We start from the raw sequence: 21,803 nt of genomic DNA, 5'->3' as shown, positions 1-21,803 counted from the left end.
CTCTACTCCTTTCCTTTCGCTGTGGTCGATGCAATGGGGATACTCGTGGCGTCGCGCGGGTGGCGCGGCGCCGGATACCAAAGGCATGGCGGGATTACGCTTTGCCCTTCTGGAAGAGCGCATCCAGTTTGGATTCGAATTCGTGATAGCCGATGCGGTCGTACAGCTCTTCGCGCGTTTGCATCAGGTCCACCACATTTTTCTGGTGGCCGTCGCGGCGGATGGCGGTGTAGACGGCTTCGGCGGCCTTGTTCATGGCGCGGAAGGCCGACAGCGGGTAGAGCACCATGCCCACGCCCACGCTCTTGAGTTCTTCAACGGTGAACAGCGGCGTCTTGCCGAATTCGGTGATGTTGGCCAGTACGGGCACTTTGACGGCTTTGACGAAGCGGTCATAGGTGGGCAGGTCGTAGGCGGCTTCGGCGAAGATCGCGTCAGCGCCGGCTTCCACGCAGGCCAGCGCGCGTTCGATGGCGGCGTCCACGCCGTGGGACGCAATGGCGTCGGTGCGGGCGATCAGGTAGAAATCGGAGTCGGTGCGCGCGTCGGCCGCTGCCTTGACGCGGTCGGCCATTTCTTCGGTGGTGACGATTTCCTTGCCCGGGCGATGGCCGCAGCGCTTGGCGCCGACCTGGTCTTCGATGTGGCAGGCGGCCGCGCCGAACTTGATCAGGCTTTTGACGGTGCGGCCGATGTTGAACGCCGACGGGCCAAAGCCGGTATCGATGTCCACCACCAGCGGCACGTCGCACACATCGGTGATGCGGCGCACGTCGGTCAGCACGTCGTCCATGGTGTTGATGCCCAGATCGGGCAGGCCCAGTGACCCCGCAGCCACACCGCCGCCAGACAGGTAGATGGCGCGATAGCCGGCACGCTTGGCCAACAGTGCGTGGTTGGCGTTGATGGCGCCAATGATTTGCAGCGGGCTTTCTTCGGCGAGGGCGCGACGGAAGAGGGCGCCGGGCGATTCGGGTCTGGACATGGAAGTCTCCGTTTCTTTTATGACTAGCCCACGACCTTATCGCGGGTCCGGAATATAAATCTGTCCCCTACGCGACAATCGCCGGCGGCGGGGCAGCGAGACAGATGTATGTTTCGGATGGATGTTTCGGTCTTGCTTAGGAATTGGGCCCGCGTGAGCGGGCCCAATTCTGATTCAAGCGCTGCTTACTTCAGCAGGTCCTTGACGCCGTCGCGCTCTTCCAGGAGCTCTTTCAGCGTGAAGTCCAGGCGCTCACGCGAGAAGGCGTCGATTTCCAGGCCTTCAACACGCTTGTATTCGCCGTTTTCGGTCGTGACCGGCACGCCGTAGATGATGCCTTCGGGGATGCCGTAGGAGCCATCCGACGGGATACCCATCGTGACCCACTTGCCGTTGCTGCCCAGGACCCAGTCACGGACGTGGTCGATGGCGGCGTTGGCGGCCGAAGCGGCCGAGGACAGGCCACGGGCTTCGATGATGGCGGCGCCACGCTTGCCCACGGTCGGGATGAACGTGTCGCGGTTCCAGGCGTCGTCATTGATGAGCTTGGTGAGCGACTCGCCGCCGACGGTGGCGAAGCGGAAGTCCGGGTACATCGTGGGCGAGTGGTTGCCCCACACGACCAGCTTTTCAATGGCGGCAACCGGCTTGCCCGACTTGGCCGACAACTGCGACAGGGCGCGGTTGTGGTCCAGGCGCAGCATGGCGGTGAAGTTCTTTGCCGGCAGGTCCGGCGCCGACTTCATGGCGATGTAGGCGTTGGTGTTGGCGGGGTTGCCGACGACCAGGACCTTGACGTTGCGGCTGGCCACGTCGTTCAGGGCCTTGCCCTGCGCCGTGAAGATCTGGGCGTTGACGGACAGCAGGTCCTTGCGCTCCATGCCGGGGCCGCGCGGACGGGCGCCAACCAGCAGGGCCACGTCGGCATCCTTGAAGGCGGTGCGCGGGTCGCTGTGGGCGGTCACTTCCTGCAGCAGCGGGAAGGCGCAGTCATCCAATTCCATGATGACGCCCTTCAGGGCCTTTTGCGCTTTCTCGTCGGGGATTTCCAGCAGTTGCAGGATGACGGGTTGATCTTTACCCAGCATTTCGCCAGAGGCGATGCGGAATAGCAGTGCGTAACCGATTTGGCCGGCGGCGCCGGTGACGGCGACACGCAAGGCAGGCTTGGACATGGACGTTCTCCGTAATGGTTTGGCGAGAAAAATCTCACCAATCAGTGTAATCGTTGGGGCATCAAAAACAGCGCGCACGAACAAGCCAGCGCGGGGCCCTGACAGCCGTGAATCCTAGAACGATTTCCAGGGGGCGTCAAACGCTCTTCTATCTTATATAAGACATAAGACGTTGGACAGCGTCCCGCCCGATATGCCACAATAGAGCGTTTATTCGAATGCGTTGCAGCACGGCCCGCTGTGCTCTTTCCAGCGCATTTTGGATGTGGGTTTACACCGTGCATCGGCATCGTACGTTTGCATTGTGTTTCGCATCGTTTTTTGCGCTGCCCTCCCATCATCCGGATGAACATGACACTTTCAAGAAGATCCATGGCAGAGCCTCGGCCCGAAACCTCCTTACGCACACGCGCCGCCCGTTCAACGGGCGAGGGGGCCGCTTTCAGTCCGCTCTATCGCCAGATCAAGGATCTGCTCGTTCAAAGCCTTGAGCGCGGTGAATGGAAGCCCGGTGAACTCATCCCCAGCGAAATCGATCTGGCCGCCCGTTTTCAGGTGAGCCAGGGCACGGTGCGCAAGGCGGTTGATGAGTTGGCCGCCGAGCACATGCTGCTGCGCCGCCAGGGCAAGGGCACGTTTGTTGCCACCCATCACGAAGCCCGCGTGCGCTACCGTTTCCTGCGCCTGGCCGCCGATGAAGAAGGCGAGCCCGGCCGAGCGGAAAGTCGTATCCTGGAATGCCGCCGCCTGCGTGCGCCCGCTGAAATCGCGCGCGCCCTTGACCTGCGTGCTGGCGAAACCGTTGTCATGATCCGCCGCCTGCTGTCCATGGGGCAGACGCCCACCGTCGTGGACGACATCTGGCTGCCCGGTTCCATTTTCCGTGGACTGACCCTGGAGCTGCTGACCGCCAACAAGGCGCCGCTCTATGGTCTGTTCGAATCCGAGTTCGGCGTCAGCATGGTGCGCGCGGACGAGAAGCTGCGCGCAGTGATTGCGCCGGCCGAAGTCTGTCCCCTGCTTAATGTTCCGGCCGGCACGCCGTTGTTGCAGGTGGATCGGGTGTCTTACACCTATGGTGACCGCCCCATGGAAATTCGCCGGGGTTTGTACTTGACCGATCGATACCACTACCGCAATAGTCTGAATTGATGAGCTTTTTAACTACGATTTGATACCAACCCAATCTCTGGGCGAAAATACTGTGTTTGCCCGAAAGGGCCACGGCACTTTCGCCGTCACGATTCCCTAGTTCCGAAACACCGAGGCCGTCATGTCCGACACCGCTGCCAAGCCACGTCCGCAGTTTCGCAATATTGGGCTTGCCCAAGTTGCGTTCTCCTATCGCCTGCCCCTGGCCGGCAAGCTGTCCATCCTGCACCGCATCAGCGGCATTTTGCTGTTCCTCTGTTTGCCCTTGGTCATCGTGCCGCTGTTCGCAGCTAGCGTGGCCGCACCGCAATCGTTCGCCTGGATCGCCTCCATCGCGGCAAACCCGATCGTCAAGCTTGTCTTCCTGGTCCTGATCTGGGGCTACCTGCATCACTTCTGTGCTGGCATCCGCTACCTGCTGCTGGACTTGCACATCGGTATCGACAAGCTGTCGGCCAAGAAAAGCGCCGGCGTGGTTTTCGGTGTCAGCCTGGCGCTGACGCTGGTGTTCGGTCTCAAACTGTTCGGAGTGCTGTAAATGGCCGCCGCTAAAAACTACGGACCCAAGCGCCTGGTCGTTGGCGCCCACTATGGGGTCATGGATTTCATCATCCAGCGCATCACCGCCGTCATCATGGCCGTGTATACGCTGGTGCTGCTCGTCGGCATCTTGACGATGCCTGCCTTCACGTATGAACACTGGGTCAAGCTGTTCAATTTCTACGTGGGCTTCATTCCGGTTGGCCAGATCCTGGCCTCCCTTGCATTCATTGCGTTGGCCTGGCATGCCTGGATTGGCGTGCGCGACATCTGGATGGACTACGTCAAGCCGGTGGGCCTGCGCCTGCTGCTGCAAGTGCTGACGATCCTCTGGCTGGTCGGTACGGTCGTTTACTTCGCGCAAATCCTCTGGAGCATTTAAGCCGTGGTCTCTGTCATGAAATCCTTGCCGCGCCGCCAGTTTGATGTGGTGGTCGTTGGCGCCGGTGGAGCCGGCATGCGTTGTTCGCTGCAACTGTCCCAAGCGGGCCTGTCCGTTGCAGTGCTGTCCAAAGTGTTCCCCACGCGTTCGCACACCGTTGCCGCACAAGGCGGCGTGAGCGCCTCGCTGGGCAACATGAGCGAAGACAACTGGTACTGGCACATGTACGACACCGTCAAGGGGTCGGATTGGCTGGGCGACCAGGACGCCATCGAATTCATGTGCCGTGAAGCGCCGAACGCCGTGTACGAGCTCGAGCACTTCGGCATGCCGTTTGACCGCAACCCCGACGGCACGATCTACCAGCGTCCGTTCGGCGGTCACACCGCCAACTTCGGTGAAAAGCCGGTGCAGCGCGCCTGTGCCGCCGCCGACCGCACCGGCCACGCGCTGTTGCACACGCTCTACCAGCGCAACGTTGCCGCGCGCACCCAGTTCTTCGTCGAATGGATGGCGCTGGACCTGCTGCGCAACGAGGCGGGCGACGTCGTCGGCGTCACCGCTCTGGAAATGGAAACSGGCGAARTCTACATCCTSGAAGCCAAGACCACGSTGYTSGCCACCGGCGGCGCYGGCCGKATCTRKGCCGCTTCSACCAACGCCTTCATCAACACCGGTGACGGCCTGGGCATGGCTGCGCGCGCAGGCATCCCGCTGCAAGACATGGAATTCTGGCAATTCCACCCGACCGGCGTGGCCGGCGCGGGCGTGCTGATCACCGAAGGCGTGCGTGGCGAAGGCGGCATCCTGTTGAACAAGGATGGCGAACGCTTCATGGAGCGCTATGCGCCCACGCTGAAGGACTTGGCTCCGCGTGACTTCGTGTCGCGTTCGATGGACCAGGAAATCAAGGAAGGCCGCGGTTGCGGTCCGGACGGCAGCTACGTTGTGCTGAAGCTGGATCACCTGGGCGCCGACGTCATCAACAAGCGTCTGCCCTCGATCCGCGAAATCGCCATCAAGTTCGGCAACGTCGACCCGATCAAGGAACCGATCCCCGTCGTTCCGACCATCCACTACCAGATGGGCGGCATTCCGGCCAACTACCACGGCCAGGTGCTGTCGCGCGAAAACGGCGAGAACAAGGTCGTCAACGGCCTGTACGCCATCGGCGAATGCGCCGCGGTGTCGGTGCACGGCGCCAACCGTCTGGGCACGAACTCGCTGCTGGACCTGATCGTCTTCGGCCGCGCCACCGGCAACCACATCGTGAATTCGCACCCGGAGCGCCAGCGTGCGCACCAGGACCTGCCGAAGGAAGCTGTGGAATTCTCGCTGGACCGCGTGAACAAGCTGGAATCGCGCACCTCGGGCGAAAAGACGCAAGACATCGGCAACGCCATCCGCTTCTCGATGCAGCGCCACTGCGGCGTGTTCCGCACGCTGGAACTGCTGAACGAAGGCGTGACGCAGATCGAAGATCTGGCCAAGCAAGCCGACAATATCTACTTCAAGGACAAGTCCAAGGTGTTCAACACCGCGCGCGTCGAAGCGCTGGAACTGGCCAACATGACCGAAGTGGCCCGCGCCACGATCAAGTCGGCCGCTGCCCGTACGGAAAGCCGTGGCGCTCACGCGCTGGACGACCACCCGACGCGCGACGACGAGAACTGGCTGAAGCACACGCTGTGGTACTCCGAAGGCAGCCGCCTGGATTACAAGCCTGTGCAGATGAAGCCGCTCACCGTTGAGTCCTTCCCGCCCAAGGCGCGTACCTTCTAAGTCCGGATAGAGCCCATTATGAGCACCAAGAGAATCGTCAAGTTCGAAATCTACCGCTACGATCCGGACAAGGACGAGCGCCCGTACATGCAGAAGCTGGACGTTGAACTCCAGCCCACCGACAAGATGCTGCTTGATGCGCTGGTGCGCATCAAGAACGACGTCGATGACAGCCTGGCCCTGCGCCGCTCGTGCCGTGAAGGCGTGTGCGGTTCGGACGCCATGAACATCAACGGCAAGAACGGTCTGGCCTGCACGACGAACCTGCGCGAATTGAAGGAACCCATCGTTCTGCGTCCGCTGCCGGGCCTGCCCGTCATCCGCGACCTGATCGTGGACATGACGCACTTCTTCAACCAGTACCACTCGATTCGTCCGTACCTCATCAACGACGMGCCGCCGCCCGARAAAGAGCGCCTGCAGTCGCCCGAGGMRCGCGAMGAGCTGGATGGCCTGTAYGAGTGCATYCTGTGCGCGTGCTGTTCCACTTCCTGCCCGTCGTTCTGGTGGAACCCGGACAAGTTCGTCGGCCCGGCCGGCCTGCTGCAAGCCTACCGCTTCATCGCCGATAGCCGCGACGAAGCCACCGGCGAGCGTCTGGACAACCTGGAAGATCCGTACCGCCTGTTCCGTTGCCACACCATCATGAACTGCGTCGACGTCTGTCCGAAGGGCCTGAACCCGACGAAGGCCATCGGCAAGATCAAGGAACTGATGGTTCGCCGTACGGTCTAGTGTCTATCTAGCGTGAAGACTTTTGTATTTATGGTGTAACGATGAGCAGGCTAACTGAACTGGAGCGGGCGCGTCTGCGTTGGCGGGCGCGCCGCGGCCTGCTCGAAAACGACTTGATCATCACTCGGTATCTTGACGCTTACGAGGCTGAACTTACCGATGATGATGTGGCCGCATTGACCCAGCTGTTCGAGATGGGAGACAACGATCTTCTCGACCTGCTGCTGGCCCGTAAGGAACTCGAAGGCGACCTGGACACCCCCAGGCTTCGGGGCATTATTGGCCAGATGCGCGCACTCTGATTAATGTGAGAGGAAATAACATGAACCTGTCTGACAAAAAAGCCACTCTATCCTTCTCGGATGGCAGCGCACCCATTGAGTTCCCTGTCTACAAGGGCACGGTCGGTCCGGATGTGATCGACATCCGCAAGCTGTATGGCCAGACGGGCATGTTTACGTTTGACCCGGGCTTCATGTCCACGGCCGCTTGCGAATCGGGCATCACGTACATCGACGGCGACAAGGGCGAACTGCTGTACCGCGGTTTCCCCATCGAGCAATTGGCCGTCAATTGCGACTTCATGGACATCTGCTACCTGATCCTGAACGGCGAACTGCCGAACCAGGAACAGAAGGCTGACTTTGATTCGCAAGTGACCCATCACACGATGGTCAACGAGCAGCTGCACTTCTTCCTGCGCGGCTTCCGCCGTGACGCTCACCCGATGGCCGTGCTGACGGGTCTGGTTGGCGCGCTGTCCGCGTTCTACCACGACTCCACCGACATCACGAACCCGCAGCATCGCCACATCTCGGCCATCCGCCTGATCGCCAAGATGCCGACGCTGGTTGCGATGGCGTACAAGTACTCGCAAGGCCAACCGTTCATCTACCCGCAGAACGACCTGTCCTACACGGGCAACTTCCTGCGCATGATGTTCGCCACGCCGTGCGAAGACTACAAGGTCAACGAAGTCGTCGAGCGCGCGCTGGACCGCATCTTCATCCTGCACGCTGATCACGAGCAAAACGCGTCGACCTCCACCGTGCGCCTGTGCGGTTCGTCGGGCACCAACCCGTTTGCCGCCATCTCGGCTGGCGTGGCTTGCCTGTGGGGCCCGGCTCACGGCGGCGCCAACGAAGCTTGCCTGCAAATGCTGGAAGAGCTGCAAGCCAACGGCGGCATCGCCAAGGTTGGCGAGTTCATGGAGAAGGTCAAGGACAAGAACTCGGGCGTGCGCCTGATGGGCTTTGGCCACCGCGTCTACAAGAACTACGACCCGCGCGCCAAGCTGATGCAAGAAACGTGCAAGGAAGTGCTCTCGGCCCTGGGCCTGGAAAACGACCCGCTGTTCAAGCTGGCCATGGAACTGGAACGCATCGCCCTGTCGGACCCGTACTTCGTGCAGCGCAAGCTGTACCCGAACGTGGACTTCTACTCGGGTATCGTCCAGCGCGCCATCGGCATCCCGACCTCGCTGTTCACGGCCATCTTCGCGCTGGCCCGCACGGTGGGCTGGATTGCCCAGTGGAACGAAATGCTGTCGGACCCCGATTACAAGATCGGCCGCCCGCGCCAGCTGTTCACGGGCTCCGTGACCCGCGACGTGCCCCCGATGGACAAGCGTTAATCCGCTTACCCTTCGGCAGGACACTGACAAAAAGCCGCCTTCGGGCGGTTTTTTGTTGCCTGCCGCTTGGGTGCTTCTCCGGCGGGAAGAAGCGGATATCATGCTGGCCATGATTCCTGTCTCGCTTCCATCAGCCAATTTTTACCTGCTGCTTTCCCTGGGCCTGCTTGCCGGGGTCGTGCTGGCCATTTGGGGCGTGGTGCTGGCCGTCAGCGCCAGCCATCGCCGAACCGTCCGTAAGCACTGGAAGAAGTCGGCCGTGCTCTTCGTGGTGTTGGCGGTGCCCTTTGCCTTCTTCGCCTGGGTACACACCATCGTCTGGCAGATTGAGCGCGAGAGTGAGCGGGCCGAGGCCGCGCGCAACGTGACGCTGGAACAAGCGGCTACCGTGGGCGGCGTGGCAATGCCCGCCGGCACCCGGCTGAAGTTGCAAGACGAAGGGCAGCTGGAAACGTACGTCGAGGCCGAATTTCCTGCGCCCACGCCCATCTTCGGCGTGCACACCCTGCTTGCGCGCCGATATCTGGACACCGAATACGAAAAAGACACGTACGAGCTGATTCGCCGGTATCCGCGAAATATCGTCCTGAAAGGCCAGGGCGACCAACTGGTGCAGGGGTGGCGTTGCGACAGCACGCAGGACATCGAATTTGACACCGAATCCGACGGCGCCATGAAGGCCCTGAACCAATGCACGCTGGGTAGCGGCAACGAGGTCGAGGGAATTGCGATCCATGCGGGTTCGGTGTTGTATGGCTCGACCGGCACGGTATATGTGGACGGCTCGAGCGACCCTGACCGCTGGCGCATCGAAGTAAAAGATCCCGTGGCGGTGAAGGTGTTCGGCCTGATGTTGAGCGAGCCCCGGATATATCTGGATATTGACCGGCGCTTGCTGCGAGTCAGCGACGCGGAGCTTGCCTGCCGCGTGCAGCGGGGGGGCTTTGACTATGCCGAGGGCACGCAGGTCAAGACCATCAGGCGCGTGATCGATGGGCAGCGCGAGCCTTTTCCCGGCGTACTGGTGTTCAGCCCGGGGGAAGGGCGGGTGGCCAGGCGCGAGGGCCATGCCGACGTGCCAGAAGGCATGTCAGTCATGCAAGCGTTCGACGGAACGCTCGCCGGCATTGTGACGAACGATGAAGTCGGCGTCTTTAAGTTCGCGACCTTCGTCGTCGGCGACGAGGAGCCAAAGCCCCCTGCGCGCGCACGCTGCCCGTAGCGGCATGAGGTGTCCGCGTTTGCAGCACCCATTAAGAAATTCTTAAAAGTCTGGTCCGACAATGCGGCTTGCCGCCGGTGGTGACACGCCGGCTAAACCGTAACGGAGACACGCCGGATGAGACTGCCGTGAGAAGCCTGCACAGCATGGAGCTGTTTGCAGAGGTAGCCAAGGCGCGCAGCTTCAGCCGCGCCGCCGTCGTGCTGGGGCTGCCGAAATCGACACTATCGCGCCGGGTGGCGGAACTGGAGCGCTCGGTGGGCTTGAGCCTGCTGACCCGCAGCACCCGCAAGGTTGAACTGACCGGCGCGGGCGAGATTTATCTGGAACGCTGCCTGCGCATCGTGGAAGAGGCGCAGGTTGCGCACGAGGAATTGCAGGCGCTGACCGCCACGCCCTCGGGCCTGTTGCGCATCAACATGCCGGCCACCTTCGCGACCGATGTGATGGCGGAAATTTTCCTGGGGTTCTCGCGCCGTCACCCGGAGGTGGCGTTTCATGTGAATCTGGCCAGCCTGGAACATGCAGATCGCGTGGCCGAGCCCTGCGATTTGACGATCAAGATTGGCGAGTTGCCCGACTCTTCGCGCATCGCCAGAACGCTGGGTGCGCTGCGCGTGCATCTTTACGCATCGGAAGACTATCTGTTGACTCACGGCGCGCCCACGCATCCGTCGGAATTGACGGCGCATGAATGCATCGGATTTCGGGCGCAAGACAACGGGGCGTCGACGCGTTGGCAGCTTGTCCGCGGCAACGAGCAGGTCAGCGTCATGCCCGGCAGCCGGTTTTCGGTGAATGAAGCGGGCATGGCGCGCCGGCTGGCGATGCTGGGCGCGGGTATCGCCGCGCTAGGCGGCGACCAGACCGAGCTTGAATCATCCGGCGGTTTGCGGCGCGTGCTGCCTGAATGGAGCCTGGGCCCGTTTCCCGTGCACGTCGTCACGGAAACCCGCTTGCTGCCAGCCCGGGCCCGGGCATTCGTCGATTACCTGATCGCCTGCCTGGCCAAAGGCTGGCCGGCGTCAGCGGCTACACGCTGATGTGGCGCGCCATCAGCACAGCGAACAGCGGCAGGAAGATGAACAGGTGCGACTCAATCATCACCCAGCGCCGTACGCTTTTGATCTCTGGCGCGGCCGGCACGAAGCCCGCCTGCTGACGGGATTGTTTCGCCCAGCGCAGGATCTTCAGCGTGGGCGGGATCGAACAGAGCGCAATGATGACGAACAGCGTGATCTTGGCGTGGAACCACGGAGAGCTCATGTAGAACGCCGCGCCTTTCGCACCCAAGGTCAGGCGCAGCAGGCCGGTGACCAGCACCAGGATGGCGCTGACGCCATAGAGGCGGTCATAGATGATCAGCCGCTTCACGCCATTGGCGGTAAGGTCGGGGCGCAGCAGCACGGCTTCGGCGGTCAGCACCACCACCATGACGAAGATAGCCAGGTAGTGGAACCAGGCATAGAGGGCATCGGCCAGCATGTCGTCTCCAGAAAAGTGACAAGCTCGGTTTTACCATCCGCCTGGGGCCGCAGACTATCTTCGCGCGTGAACTATCGCGACACGATGGCGGGTGGGATGCCGCTGTGGGGCGCGGCTGTGGGATGCGGCTGTGGGATGCGGCTGTGCGATGCCGCCCAATGAAAACGGGCGCCCCGTGGGGCGCCCGTGCGGCTAAAGCGCGTTGGTGATCAACGGCGCTTCTTGGCGGCGTCAGCGGCTTCCTGCTGCGCATCCACAACGGCCAGCGCCGTCATGTTGACGATGCGGCGCACGGTGGCGCTGGTCGTCAGGATGTGCACCGGGCGTGCCGCGCCCAGCAGGATCGGGCCCATCGCGACACCATTGCTGCCCGTCATCTTCAGCATGTTGTACGTGATGTTGCCGGTGTCCAGGTTCGGCATGACCAGCAGGTTGGCGCGGCCCTTCAGCGTGCTGTCCGGGTAGGCCAGAACGCGGATCTTTTCCGACAGGGCAGCGTCGGCGTGCATTTCGCCGTCCACTTCCAGGTCAGGCGCGCGCTCTTGCACGAGCTTGCTGGCGGCGGCCATCTTCTTCGACGACTCCGTCACGCGGCTGCCAAAGTTCGAGTGCGACAGCAGAGCAATCTTCGGCACCACGCCAAAGCGCAGCATTTCGTCGGCAGCCTGGATCGTGATGTTGGCCACTTCTTCCGACGTCGGGTTTTCGTTGACGTGGGTGTCGGTGACGAACAGCGTCTGGTCAGGCAGCATCAGCACGTTCAGGGCGGCGTACGTCTGGCCTTCCTTCTTGCCGATGATTTCGTCGATGTACTTGAGCTGGTTGTCGTACTTGCTGGCCACGCCGCACAGCAGCGCGTCGGCATCGCCACGGCGCAGCAGCATCGCGCCGATAAGCGTGTTGTGCTTGCGGATCATCGCCTTGGCGATGGCCGGCGTCACGCCTTCACGGCCCTTCAACTGGTAGTACGCGTTCCAGGTTTCGTTGAAGCGCTCGTCGTCTTCCGGGTCAACGATTTCGAAGTGCTCACCGGCCACCAGGCGCAGGCCGGCCTTGTTGATGCGCATTTCGATGACCGACGGACGGCCGATCAGGATCGGGCGGGCCAGCTTTTCGTCGGCCACCGTTTGCACGGCGCGCAGGACGCGTTCGTCTTCGCCGTCAGCGTAGATGACGCGCTTGGGCGCCTTCTTGGCTTGGGCGAACAGCGGACGCATCAGCTGGCCGGAGTGGTACACAAAGCCCATCAGCTTTTGGCGGTAGGCTTCGATGTCTTCGATGGGGCGGGCGGCCACGCCGGAGTCGGCGGCAGCTTGGGCCACGGCCGGCGCGATCTGGAAAATCAGGCGCGGGTCGAAGGGCTTCGGGATGATGTAGTCGGGGCCGAACGACAGTTCCTGGCCGGCGTAGGCGCGGGCCACTTCATCGTTCTGCTCGGCTTGCGCCAGATCGGCAATGGCCTTCACGCAAGCCAGCTTCATTTCTTCCGTAATGCGCGAAGCGCCGGCATCCATGGCGCCGCGGAAGATGAAGGGGAAGCACAGCACGTTGTTGACCTGGTTCGGGTAGTCCGAACGGCCGGTGGCGATGATGCAATCCGGGCGGGCGGCCTTGGCCACTTCGGGGCGGATTTCCGGTTCCGGGTTGGCCAGGGCCAGGATCAGCGGGCGGTCGGCCATGGTCTTGACCATGTCACCCGTCATGACGCCAGCAGTCGAGCAGCCCAGGAACACGTCGGCGCCGTTGACCACATCGGCCAGCGTGCGCGCGTCGGTCTTCTGCGCATAGCGCTTCTTGTTGGGTTCCATGTTTTCATCGCGCCCTTCCCAGATGACGCCGCGGGAATCCACCACGAAGATGTTCTCGCGCTTGACGCCCAGGTGGACCAGCAGGTCCAGGCAAGCGATGGCGGCGGCGCCGGCGCCGGAGCAAGCCAGCTTGACCGAACCGATGTCCTTGTTCACGACCTTCAGGCCGTTCAGGATGGCGGCCGACGAGATGATGGCGGTGCCGTGCTGATCGTCATGGAAGACGGGAATCTTCATGCGCTCGCGCAGCTTCTTCTCGATGTAGAAGCACTCGGGCGCCTTGATGTCTTCCAGGTTGACGCCGCCCAGCGTGGGCTCCAGCGCTGCGATGATGTCGACCAGCTTGTCCGGATCGTTCTCGGCCAGTTCAATGTCGAACACGTCGATGCCGGCAAACTTCTTGAACAGGCAGCCCTTGCCTTCCATGACCGGCTTGGCGGCCAGCGGGCCGATGTTGCCCAGGCCGAGGACGGCGGTGCCGTTGGTGATCACGCCCACCAGGTTGCCGCGCGAGGTGTACTTCGAGGCGGCGTCTTCACCTTGGTCGAAGATGGCCATGCAAGCTGCAGCCACGCCGGGCGAGTAGGCCAGGGACAAGTCGTCCTGGTTGGCCAAGGTCTTGGTCGGCACGACCGAGATTTTGCCGGGGGTGGGATAGGCGTGGTAATCCAACGCCATTTTGGTAAGAGTGTCGTCCATGGGATCGGGGCCTCTGAGGCACTAACTGAAAAAGAAAACGGGATGACAAACGGCGGGCTCGCGGCCCGCCGGTTTCTTTGCGAAATGCTTAGGGAACGCCCGTATTTCACCAGAAAGCGCGCACGATTGGTTGTTGCAGTGCAGCGAGCGGACGCTTTTGATCAAGAACGAGTCGGATTTTTTACGATTCCCAGGGAGGCGTTCCTCGCGTATGGGCGTTCAGTTTCTTGCGCAGCGTGTTGGCGTCTTCCTGGCGGCCCAGGCTGTCCAGCGCGTACAGCATGATCCAGTCGGCGCTGACTTCGAAGAAGTCGCGCAGTTGGGCGCGCGTGTCGCTGCGGCCGAAGCCATCGGTGCCCAGCGTGCGGTAGGGGGCGGGCACCCAGGCGCGGATCTGGTCAGGCACGGCGCGCACGTAATCGGTGGCGGCGATGACGGGGGCGTCGCTGCCGCCCAGGCACGTGCGGACCCAGTCGGCGCCGGGCGCTGCGTCCAGGCCCAACACGCGGGCGCGTTCGGCTTCGCGGCCGTCGCGGGCCAGCTCGGAAAAGCTGGTGACGCTCCAGACTTCGGCGTCCACGCCATGCTGATCGCGCAAACGGTCGGCGGCCATTTCGGCTTCGCGCAGCATCGGGCCTGCGCCCAGCAGCCGCACTTGCGCCTTGCCGCGTGCGGCGCGCAGGCGATACAGCCCGCGCAGAATGCCTTCGCGCACCCCGGCGTCGGCGGGCATGTCGGGCTGCGCCAGGTTTTCGTTCGTGACCGTCAGGTAGAAGAATTCGTCGCGCTGCTCGTCCAGCATGCGCCGCATGCCGTGTTCGACGATGACGGCGACCTCGTACGCGTAGGCCGGGTCGTAGGCGCGGCAGTTGGGCACGGCGGCGGCCATGATGTGGCTGGAACCGTCCTGGTGTTGCAGCCCTTCGCCGCCCAGCGTGGTGCGGCCCGATGTGGCGCCCACCAGAAAGCCGCGCGTGCGTTGGTCGGCGGCGGCCCAGATCAGGTCACCGATGCGCTGAAAGCCGAACATCGAGTAATAGATATAGAAGGGCAGCATCGGCAGGCCGTTCACCGAGTAGCTGGTGCCGGCCGCCGTCCATGACGAGATCGCGCCGGCTTCGGTGATGCCTTCCTCAAGAATCTGGCCGTCGCGCGCTTCGCGGTAGTACAGCACCGAGCCGATGTCTTCGGGTTCGTACAACTGGCCTTGAGCCGAGTAGATGCCGATCTGGCGGAACAGGTTGGCCATGCCGAAGGTGCGGGCTTCGTCGGCCACGATGGGCACGATGCGCGAGCCCACGGTGCTGTCCTTGAGCAACGCGGTCAGCATGCGCACGATGGCCATCGTGGACGACATTTCCTTGCCGTCGGCGGCCAGCGCGAAGCGTGCCCAGTGTTCGGCATCCGGCGGCGTCAGGCGCGGCGCTTCGGTGCGGCGGCGTGGGATGTGGCCGCCCAGCGCAGCGCGGCGCGCTTGCAGATGGCGCAGTTCGGCGCTGTCTTCAGCGGGCCGATAGAACTTGAGCGCCAGACAATCGGCGTCCGAAATCGGCAGCGCGAAGCGGTCGCGAAACGCCAGCAGGGCCTCGTCGTCCAGCTTCTTTTGCTGGTGCGTGGTCATCTTGCCCTGGCCGGCGGCGCCCATGCCGAAGCCTTTCTTCGTCTGCGCCAGAATCACCGTGGGCTGCCCACGGTGCTGCGCCGCGCGGAGATAGGCGGCGTGAATCTTCACCATGTCGTGGCCGCCGCGATGCAGGCGGTCGATGGCCTCGTCGGTCCAGTCAGCAACCAGCGCGGCCAGTTCGGGGTTCTGGTTGAAGAAGTGGGCGCGGTTGAACGCGCCGTCGTTGGCGGCAAAGGTTTGGAATTGGCCGTCAACGGTGTTGGCGAATGCGCGGGCCAGCGCGCCGCTGGTGTCGCGCCTGAGCAGAGCGTCCCAGTCGCTGCCCCAGACCAGCTTGATCACGTTCCAGCCCGCGCCCGCGTACAGCGTTTCCAGTTCGTCGATGATGCGGCCGTTGCCGCGCACCGGGCCGTCCAGCCGTTGCAGGTTGCAGTTGACGACGAAGACCAGGTTGTCGAGCTTTTCACGTGCGGCGAGCGTCAGAGCGGCGATGGATTCGGGTTCGTCCATTTCGCCGTCGCCAAAAATGCCCCAGACTTTGCGGTCGCCGCCCGGCACCAGCGAGCGGTGTTCCAGGTAGCGCATGAAGCGGGCTTGATAGATGGCGTTGATGGGGCCGATGCCCATTGAACCGGTCGGGAATTGCCAGAAGTCCGGCATCAGCCATGGGTGCGGATAGGACGACAAGCCGCGCAAGCCGCGCGACGTGGCCGTGATTTCCTGGCGGAAGTGCGCCAGGTCGGCCTCATTCAGAAAGCCTTCCAGATAAGCGCGGGCGTAGACGCCGGGCGCCGAGTGCGGCTGCATGTAGACCAGGTCGCCCGGGCCATCTTCCGACTGCGCGCGGAAGAAGTGGTTGAAGCCCACTTCAAACAAATCGGCGGCCGATGCGTAGCTGGCAATGTGGCCGCCCAATTCACCGTGCGCCTGGTTGGCGCGCACCACCATGACCAGCGCGTTCCAGCGGTTGATGCGGGCGATGCGTTCTTCTACCGCCAGGTTGCCGGGAAAGGGCGGTTCCTGGTCGGCCGGAATCGTGTTCAGGTAGGCGGTGCGCGTCTGGCTGTTGGCGCGCAGCCCCAGCGAGGCGGCATGCCCCAGCAGGTTATCCAGCACATAGCCGGCGCGGCCAGCGCCTTCCGCGTCAACCAGTGACTGCAAAGCGTCGCGCCATTCGGCGGTTTCGGCGGGGTCGGCGTCGTGCGGGTGATCGGCGTCGGGGGCGGGGTGGCTCTGGTCGCGCATCGTGAATATGTCTCCTGTTATCGCTCCATGCTAGACCTGTGTCGATGGCATGAGTGATCAAATTCCAGGGCGGATGTACCGGCTTTCAGCATAATCTTTTGCCAGCCTTTCCATTGCCGACAGCTTCTGCCGCCAGGCGACGCTTACGCGTGGTGACCACTGGGTGGACGCTGAAGCGCTAGAATGCGCGGTTTAGCAGAATTCCAAACGGGAGACTTCAATGACTCAACCCGTCAGCGTCCCGGCAAACGTCACCCTTCCGGAGCTTACGTTCCGCGGCGTCTTGCTCGGCGCACTGATCACCGTGATCTTCACGGCCTCTAACGTCTTCCTGGGGCTGAAGGTGGGCCTGACGTTCTCATCCGCCATCCCCGCTGCGGTGATTTCGATGTCGGTGCTGCGTCTGTTCAAAGACGCGAACATCCTTGAAAACAATATGGTGCAGACGCAGGCCTCGGCCGCGGGCACCTTGTCTTCCATCATTTTCATCCTGCCTGCGCTGGTCATGATGGGCCACTGGCAGGGCTTTCCGTTCTGGCAGACGCTGGGCATTTGCGCGGCCGGCGGCATGCTGGGCGTGATGTTCACGATTCCGCTGCGCCACGTGATGGTGGTGCAAAGCGACCTGCCGTACCCCGAAGGCGTGGCCGCCGCAGAGATCCTGCGCGTGGGTAGCGCCGAGCGGGCGCAAGATGCCGCGGAAGGCAGCGGCGGCGCTTCGGCCAAACCGGCTGCGACCGGCATGGGCGACATCGTGGCGGGTGGCGCGGTGGCTGCGGTCGTCAGCTTTGCCGCCAGCGGCCTGCGGGTGCTGGGCGACAGCGTCAGCGGCTGGTTCGCGTGGGGCGGCGCGGTGTTCCGTCTGCCGATGGGATTTTCCTTGGCGTTGCTCGGCGCCGGCTACCTGATCGGCATCGTCGCGGGCTTGGCCATGCTGACCGGCCTGATCATCTCGTGGGGCATTGCCGTGCCGGTGCTGACCGCCATGGGCGACATGCCCGCTGATATGTCACTGGCCCAGTACGCCACCGGACTGTGGTCGTCGCAGGTGCGCTTCATCGGCGCGGGCGTGATCGGCGTGGGGGCAATCTGGACATTGGCCACCTTGTTCATGCCGATGGCGCGTGGCGTCAAAGCGTCGTTCTCGGCGTTGACGAAGGCGGGCGCGGCGCGGGCCGGTAAGGCGCCGCGCACCGAACGCGACTTGTCTGCAGGCTGGATCTCGGTAGTGACGCTGGTGCTGGTGGTCGTTCTGGTGATTACCTTCCAGGTGTTCCTGGCGGGCGCGCCCTTGTCGGCCGCCGCCATCTGGAAGCTGGTGGCCTATGCCGTGCTGTTTGCATTCGTATTCGGCTTTCTGGTGGCCGCGGCTTGCGGCTACATGGCGGGCTTGGTGGGTTCGTCGACGAGCCCGATTTCAGGCGTGGGCATCGTCGCCATCGTGCTGGTGTCGCTGTTGATGTTGGCGCTGGGCGGCGAGTTGCTGGCGGTGCAGAACGGCGTGCAGATGGCGATTGCGTTGGCCATCTTCAGCACATCGGCGGTGGTGGCCGTGGCCTCGATTTCCAACGACAACCTGCAAGACTTGAAGACGGGCTGGCTTGTCGGCGCCACGCCGTGGCGTCAGCAGGTGGCGCTGTTGATTGGTTGCGTGGTGGGCGCGGCAGTCATTTCCCCGGTGCTGGAACTGCTCTACAACGCCTACGGTTTTGCGGACGCGATGCCGCGCGACGGCATGGACCCCGCCCAAGCCTTGTCGGCCCCGCAGGCGACGTTGATGCTGGCGATTGCGCGCGGCATCTTCACGCATCAATTGAACTGGACGATGATCCTGATCGGCATGGCCGTGGGCGTGGCGCTGATTGTGGTGGATGAAATCCTCAAGCGCACTTGCCGCGTCGCGCGCATTCCCGTGCTGGCGGTGGGCATCGGCATTTATCTGCCGCCCACCGTGGCCGCGCCCATCGTGGCAGGGGCGGTGCTGGCGTGGCTGCTTGAGCGCGCGTTGCGCCGCCGTGCCGCCGCCGCGGGCAAGCCTTACGAACAGTTTGCAGACGCGGCCAACCGCCGTGGCGTGCTGATTGCGTCTGGCTTGATCGTTGGTGAAAGTCTGGTGGGGGTGTTGATGGCGGCCATTATTGGCGGGGCGGGTACGGACGCGCCGCTGGCGATCGCTGGCGAGGCATTCGCGAAGCCTGCGTCCTACCTGGGCCTGGCGGTCTTTGTGATGGTGGCCGTGCTGTTTTGGCGCCGGGTGATGCGCCTGGCCTGATGGGCTTGAAACGCCGCGGCCCAGGGCCGCGGCGGCGACGGTCAGTGTTCTTCGGCTTGCAAGGCGGCCGTGATGATGGCGCGCTCGTCGTGCGTGGCGCCGTTCAGGAACAGGTTGAGCAGCACGGCCGACAGCGACGCCAGCAAAATGCCCGACTCAATCAGCGTATGCAGCGAGTGCGGCATCCATTGCTTGAAGTTGGGCGCGATCAGCGGCACCATGCCGACCCCGATCGACACCGCCACGATCATCGCGTTGTGGCGGTTGCCCTTGAAGTCCACGCCGGACAGGATGCGGATGCCCGTGGCCGTCACCATGCCGAACATGACGATGCCCGCGCCACCCAGCACTACGGTAGGCAACGATTCCACCAGCGCCGCCATCTTGGGCAGCAAACCCAGCACCAGCAGAATGATGCCGCCCGCCACGCAGACGAAGCGGCTCTTCACGCCCGTTACCGCAACCAGCCCGACGTTTTGCGAAAAGCTGGTGTAGGGGAACGTATTGAAAATGCCGCCGAGCAAGGTGCCCAGGCCATCGGTGCGCAGGCCGCGCGCCATGGCTTGCTGAGTGATTTCGCGATCCGTCATTTCGCCCAGCGCCAGGAACATGCCGGTGGATTCGATCATCACCACAACCATGATCAGTGACATGCTCAAAATCAGCATGGGGTCGAATTGCGGCATGCCGAAGTGAAAGGGCAGCACGATATCGAACCAGTCGGCCTGGCCGATTTTTTCGAACGTCATGATGCCGGTTGCGGACGCCACGACGGCGCCGATGACGATGCCTAGCAGCACCGAAATGTTGGCGATGAAGCCGCGCGTGTACTTCACGATCAGCAGTATCGCCACCAGCACCAGCGCTGCAATGCCCAGGCCGGTCAGGTCGGCGTACTTGGGGTTGGGCATGGACGGCATGATGGCGAAGCCTTGCGGCACGGGCGGAATTGCGCTGCCCGGGGAGGTGACGTCGGCCAGCCATTTGGCATAGATGGGGTCAACGATGACGGGGGCGGTGGGGCCGGACGGATTGCCGAAGATCCAGTTGATGCCCACGCGCATCAGCGTGATGCCGATGACGGTGATGATGGTGCCTGTTACGACGGGCGGAAAGTAGCGCAGCATGCGGCTGATCAAGGGGGCGATGAGTATCGACACGATGCCCGCCCCGATGATGGTTCCGAACAGCAGTTGGGCGCCCGCCTGCCCGGGGTTGGCGTTGGCCATCGCCACCATCGGCGCAACCGCCGCAAAGGTGACGCCCATCATGACGGGCAGCTTGATGCCGAACCATTGCGTGGCGCCCAGCGTTTGCACCAGGGTCACCAGCCCGCAACAGAACAGGTCGGCCGAGATCAGCATGGCCACTTCGTCAGGCGTGAGGTTAAGCGCCCGGCCCACGATCAGCGGCACGGCCACGGCGCCGGCATACATCACCAGTACGTGTTGCAGGCCTAGCGCCGCGAGCTTGCCATTGGGCAGGCGCTGGTCAACGGGATGGATGTCTTGCGACGCGCTGGATGGCGCGGACGATGCAGCCTGCATGGGAAGTCTCCTGGCGGAGTGGAATGTCGGTCGGGAAAATCCTGAAAAGCCTTTCTTGTGTACGAGGAATGTATACAGGCAGGGTTAAGGTTCGAAATAGAGGAAAACCCGCATTAAATTGACATGAAAAGTTACTTAATGAAGGAATTGTACGAACGTGGGGATGCCGCGGACAGGGTTGCCGCCAGGCCGGACAGGGTTGCCGCCGGACTTAAGAGGAAGGGGGGATGCGCGGGCACGACGCGCATCGGGTGGCGCCGTGCCCGGTTCAGTCAGACGATTTATCAGACGGGATGAAGCAGGTCCGCCAGCGTGCGGGCAATGACCTTGGTGGCGCGGCGCAGGTCTTCCAGCACCACGCGTTCATCGTTGCGCTTGGCGTGCGATTCCAGCACCGTGCGCGGCCCCGCACCGTAGATCACGCCGGGAATGCCGGCTTCTGCATACAGGCGCACATCCGTGTACAGCGGCGTGCCCATGGCGGGAATGGGTTCCCCAAAGAGGGCTTCGCCATGCTTCTGGATGGCGGCAACCAGCGGCTGGTTACCCGGCAGCGGGCGCATGGAATTGGCCAGCAACAGGCGTTTGATGTCGATGCTGATGCCGGGCATGGAGGCGGCCGCGTCCTGGATGATCTGACGAATGTTCGCTTCGACTTCCGCCGCATTTTCTTCGGGGATCATGCGGCGGTCGAGCTTGAAGCTGACCTTGCCAGGAACCACGTTGGTGTTGGTGCCGCCTTCAATGCGTCCGACATTCAGGTAGGGGTGGCTGATGCCGGGAACGTCGGACGTGATGTGCTGGTATTGCTCGTTCTGCGCATACAGCGCGTTCAGGATTTTGACCGCGCCTTGCAGCGCGTCCACGCCGGTGGACGGAATGGCGGCGTGCGCCATCTTGCCGTGCACGGTCACTTCCATCTGCAGGCAGCCGTTGTGGGCGGTCACTACTTCATAGCTGAAGCCCGCGGCAATCATCAGGTCGGGCTTGGTCAGGCCTTGCGACAGCAGCCAGCCGGGGCCCAGCAATCCGCCAAATTCTTCGTCATAGGTGAAGTGCAGTTCGACCGCGCCGTGCGTGGGGCGCGCCACGGCTTCCAGCGCGCGCACGGCGAAGGTGAAGCTGGCGAAGTCGCTCTTGCTGACGGCGGCGGCGCGGCCGTACAGGCTGCCGTTATCGATCTCGGCGCCGTAAGGGTCGTGCTGCCAGCCGTCGCCCGGAGGCACCACGTCGCCGTGCGCGTTCAGCGCCACGCGGCGGCCGGGGCCGTACTCGCGCCGCACGATCAGGTTGGTGATGGACTCCATGCCGTAGTCCTTGACCTGCTCGGCGGGCACGGTGTGCGCTTCGGCGTCGAAGCCAAAGTCTTGCAGCAGTTCGGCGGTGCGGACGGCGTGGGGGGCGTTGTTGCCGGGAGGCGTGTCGGTGGGCACGCGCACTAGCGATTGCAGGAAGCGCACTTCCTCATCAAAGTGGGCGTCTACCCAGGCGTCGAGTCGGGCGTAGTCGGTCATGGT

Annotated in this window: 17 protein-coding genes; 10 read left to right on the top strand and 7 right to left on the bottom strand. The window is 63.1% G+C overall.

Translation table 11 applies throughout. The features are described 5' to 3' along the window. Positions 1-94 precede the first annotated feature (94 nt). A complete protein-coding gene (gene prpB, locus AC1DSJ_RS13250; protein ID WP_054423906.1) occupies positions 95-985 on the bottom strand; it encodes a methylisocitrate lyase in 891 nt (296 codons plus the stop codon). A 185-nt stretch (positions 986-1,170) separates the two neighbouring features. Beyond that, positions 1,171-2,160 carry a malate dehydrogenase gene (locus AC1DSJ_RS13245; RefSeq protein ID WP_054423904.1) on the bottom strand — a complete coding sequence of 330 codons (990 nt, stop codon included), beginning with the start codon at positions 2,158-2,160 and terminating at the stop codon, positions 1,171-1,173. Between the two features lie 372 nt (positions 2,161-2,532). Between AC1DSJ_RS13245 and AC1DSJ_RS13240 the strand changes: the two genes are divergently transcribed. From AC1DSJ_RS13240 to AC1DSJ_RS13200, 9 genes are all read left to right on the top strand, one after another. Beyond that, a complete protein-coding gene (locus tag AC1DSJ_RS13240; protein ID WP_054423901.1) occupies positions 2,533-3,312 on the top strand; it encodes a GntR family transcriptional regulator in 780 nt (259 codons plus the stop codon). Between the two features lie 121 nt (positions 3,313-3,433). Continuing rightward, positions 3,434-3,850 carry a succinate dehydrogenase, cytochrome b556 subunit gene (sdhC, locus tag AC1DSJ_RS13235; RefSeq protein WP_006223904.1) on the top strand — a complete coding sequence of 139 codons (417 nt, stop codon included), beginning with the start codon at positions 3,434-3,436 and terminating at the stop codon, positions 3,848-3,850. After that, the gene (sdhD, locus tag AC1DSJ_RS13230; protein WP_054423899.1) at positions 3,851-4,234 is read left to right on the top strand and encodes a succinate dehydrogenase, hydrophobic membrane anchor protein; all 384 of its coding nucleotides are present in this window, start codon (positions 3,851-3,853) and stop codon (positions 4,232-4,234) included. 3 nt (positions 4,235-4,237) lie between these two features. Then, a complete protein-coding gene (gene sdhA, locus AC1DSJ_RS13225; protein ID WP_476760320.1) occupies positions 4,238-6,016 on the top strand; it encodes a succinate dehydrogenase flavoprotein subunit in 1,779 nt (592 codons plus the stop codon). A gap of 18 nt (positions 6,017-6,034) precedes the next feature. Continuing rightward, entirely contained in the window at positions 6,035-6,751 is a 717-nt protein-coding gene (locus AC1DSJ_RS13220; RefSeq protein ID WP_476760319.1) for a succinate dehydrogenase iron-sulfur subunit, read from the top strand. Positions 6,752-6,792: 41 nt separating this feature from the next. After that, entirely contained in the window at positions 6,793-7,053 is a 261-nt protein-coding gene (locus tag AC1DSJ_RS13215) for a succinate dehydrogenase assembly factor 2 (protein WP_006218128.1), read from the top strand. Positions 7,054-7,073: 20 nt separating this feature from the next. Further along, on the top strand, positions 7,074-8,384 hold the full coding sequence (locus AC1DSJ_RS13210) for a citrate synthase (RefSeq protein ID WP_025141293.1): 1,311 nt from the start codon (positions 7,074-7,076) through the stop codon (positions 8,382-8,384). 100 nt (positions 8,385-8,484) lie between these two features. Next, the gene (locus tag AC1DSJ_RS13205; protein WP_441370650.1) at positions 8,485-9,606 is read left to right on the top strand and encodes a hypothetical protein; all 1,122 of its coding nucleotides are present in this window, start codon (positions 8,485-8,487) and stop codon (positions 9,604-9,606) included. A 146-nt stretch (positions 9,607-9,752) separates the two neighbouring features. After that, positions 9,753-10,649 carry a LysR family transcriptional regulator gene (locus tag AC1DSJ_RS13200; protein WP_054423895.1) on the top strand — a complete coding sequence of 299 codons (897 nt, stop codon included), beginning with the start codon at positions 9,753-9,755 and terminating at the stop codon, positions 10,647-10,649. On the opposite strand, the gene AC1DSJ_RS13195 is transcribed toward AC1DSJ_RS13200, so the two are convergent. The 3 genes from AC1DSJ_RS13195 to mdeB all read right to left on the bottom strand — a co-directional run bounded on the left by AC1DSJ_RS13195 (position 10,639) and on the right by mdeB (position 16,467). Next, a complete protein-coding gene (locus AC1DSJ_RS13195; RefSeq protein ID WP_054423893.1) occupies positions 10,639-11,091 on the bottom strand; it encodes a DUF2214 family protein in 453 nt (150 codons plus the stop codon). The genes AC1DSJ_RS13200 and AC1DSJ_RS13195 overlap by 11 nt on opposite strands. A gap of 209 nt (positions 11,092-11,300) precedes the next feature. Continuing rightward, a complete protein-coding gene (locus tag AC1DSJ_RS13190) occupies positions 11,301-13,598 on the bottom strand; it encodes an NADP-dependent malic enzyme (protein WP_054423891.1) in 2,298 nt (765 codons plus the stop codon). Positions 13,599-13,779: 181 nt separating this feature from the next. Next, a complete protein-coding gene (mdeB, locus tag AC1DSJ_RS13185) occupies positions 13,780-16,467 on the bottom strand; it encodes an alpha-ketoglutarate dehydrogenase (protein ID WP_441370651.1) in 2,688 nt (895 codons plus the stop codon). A gap of 220 nt (positions 16,468-16,687) precedes the next feature. On the opposite strand from mdeB, the gene AC1DSJ_RS13180 reads away from it, so the two are divergent. Further along, positions 16,688-18,739 (top strand): OPT family oligopeptide transporter, encoded by a 2,052-nt coding sequence (locus AC1DSJ_RS13180; protein WP_441370652.1) that lies wholly within the window; start codon positions 16,688-16,690, stop codon positions 18,737-18,739. A gap of 41 nt (positions 18,740-18,780) precedes the next feature. Here the strand turns inward: AC1DSJ_RS13180 and AC1DSJ_RS13175 are convergent, their stop codons facing one another. Beyond that, positions 18,781-20,286 (bottom strand): nucleobase:cation symporter-2 family protein, encoded by a 1,506-nt coding sequence (locus AC1DSJ_RS13175; protein ID WP_175169636.1) that lies wholly within the window; start codon positions 20,284-20,286, stop codon positions 18,781-18,783. Positions 20,287-20,570: 284 nt separating this feature from the next. Next, the gene (locus AC1DSJ_RS13170; protein ID WP_342066431.1) at positions 20,571-21,800 is read right to left on the bottom strand and encodes a M20 family metallopeptidase; all 1,230 of its coding nucleotides are present in this window, start codon (positions 21,798-21,800) and stop codon (positions 20,571-20,573) included. Between the last annotated feature and the right edge of the window lie 3 nt (positions 21,801-21,803).

The organism is Achromobacter sp. 01N37 (assembly GCF_056399725.1).
The sequence above is the reverse complement of the archived record's forward strand: the minus strand, read 5'-3'. Positions and strand labels throughout refer to the sequence as shown.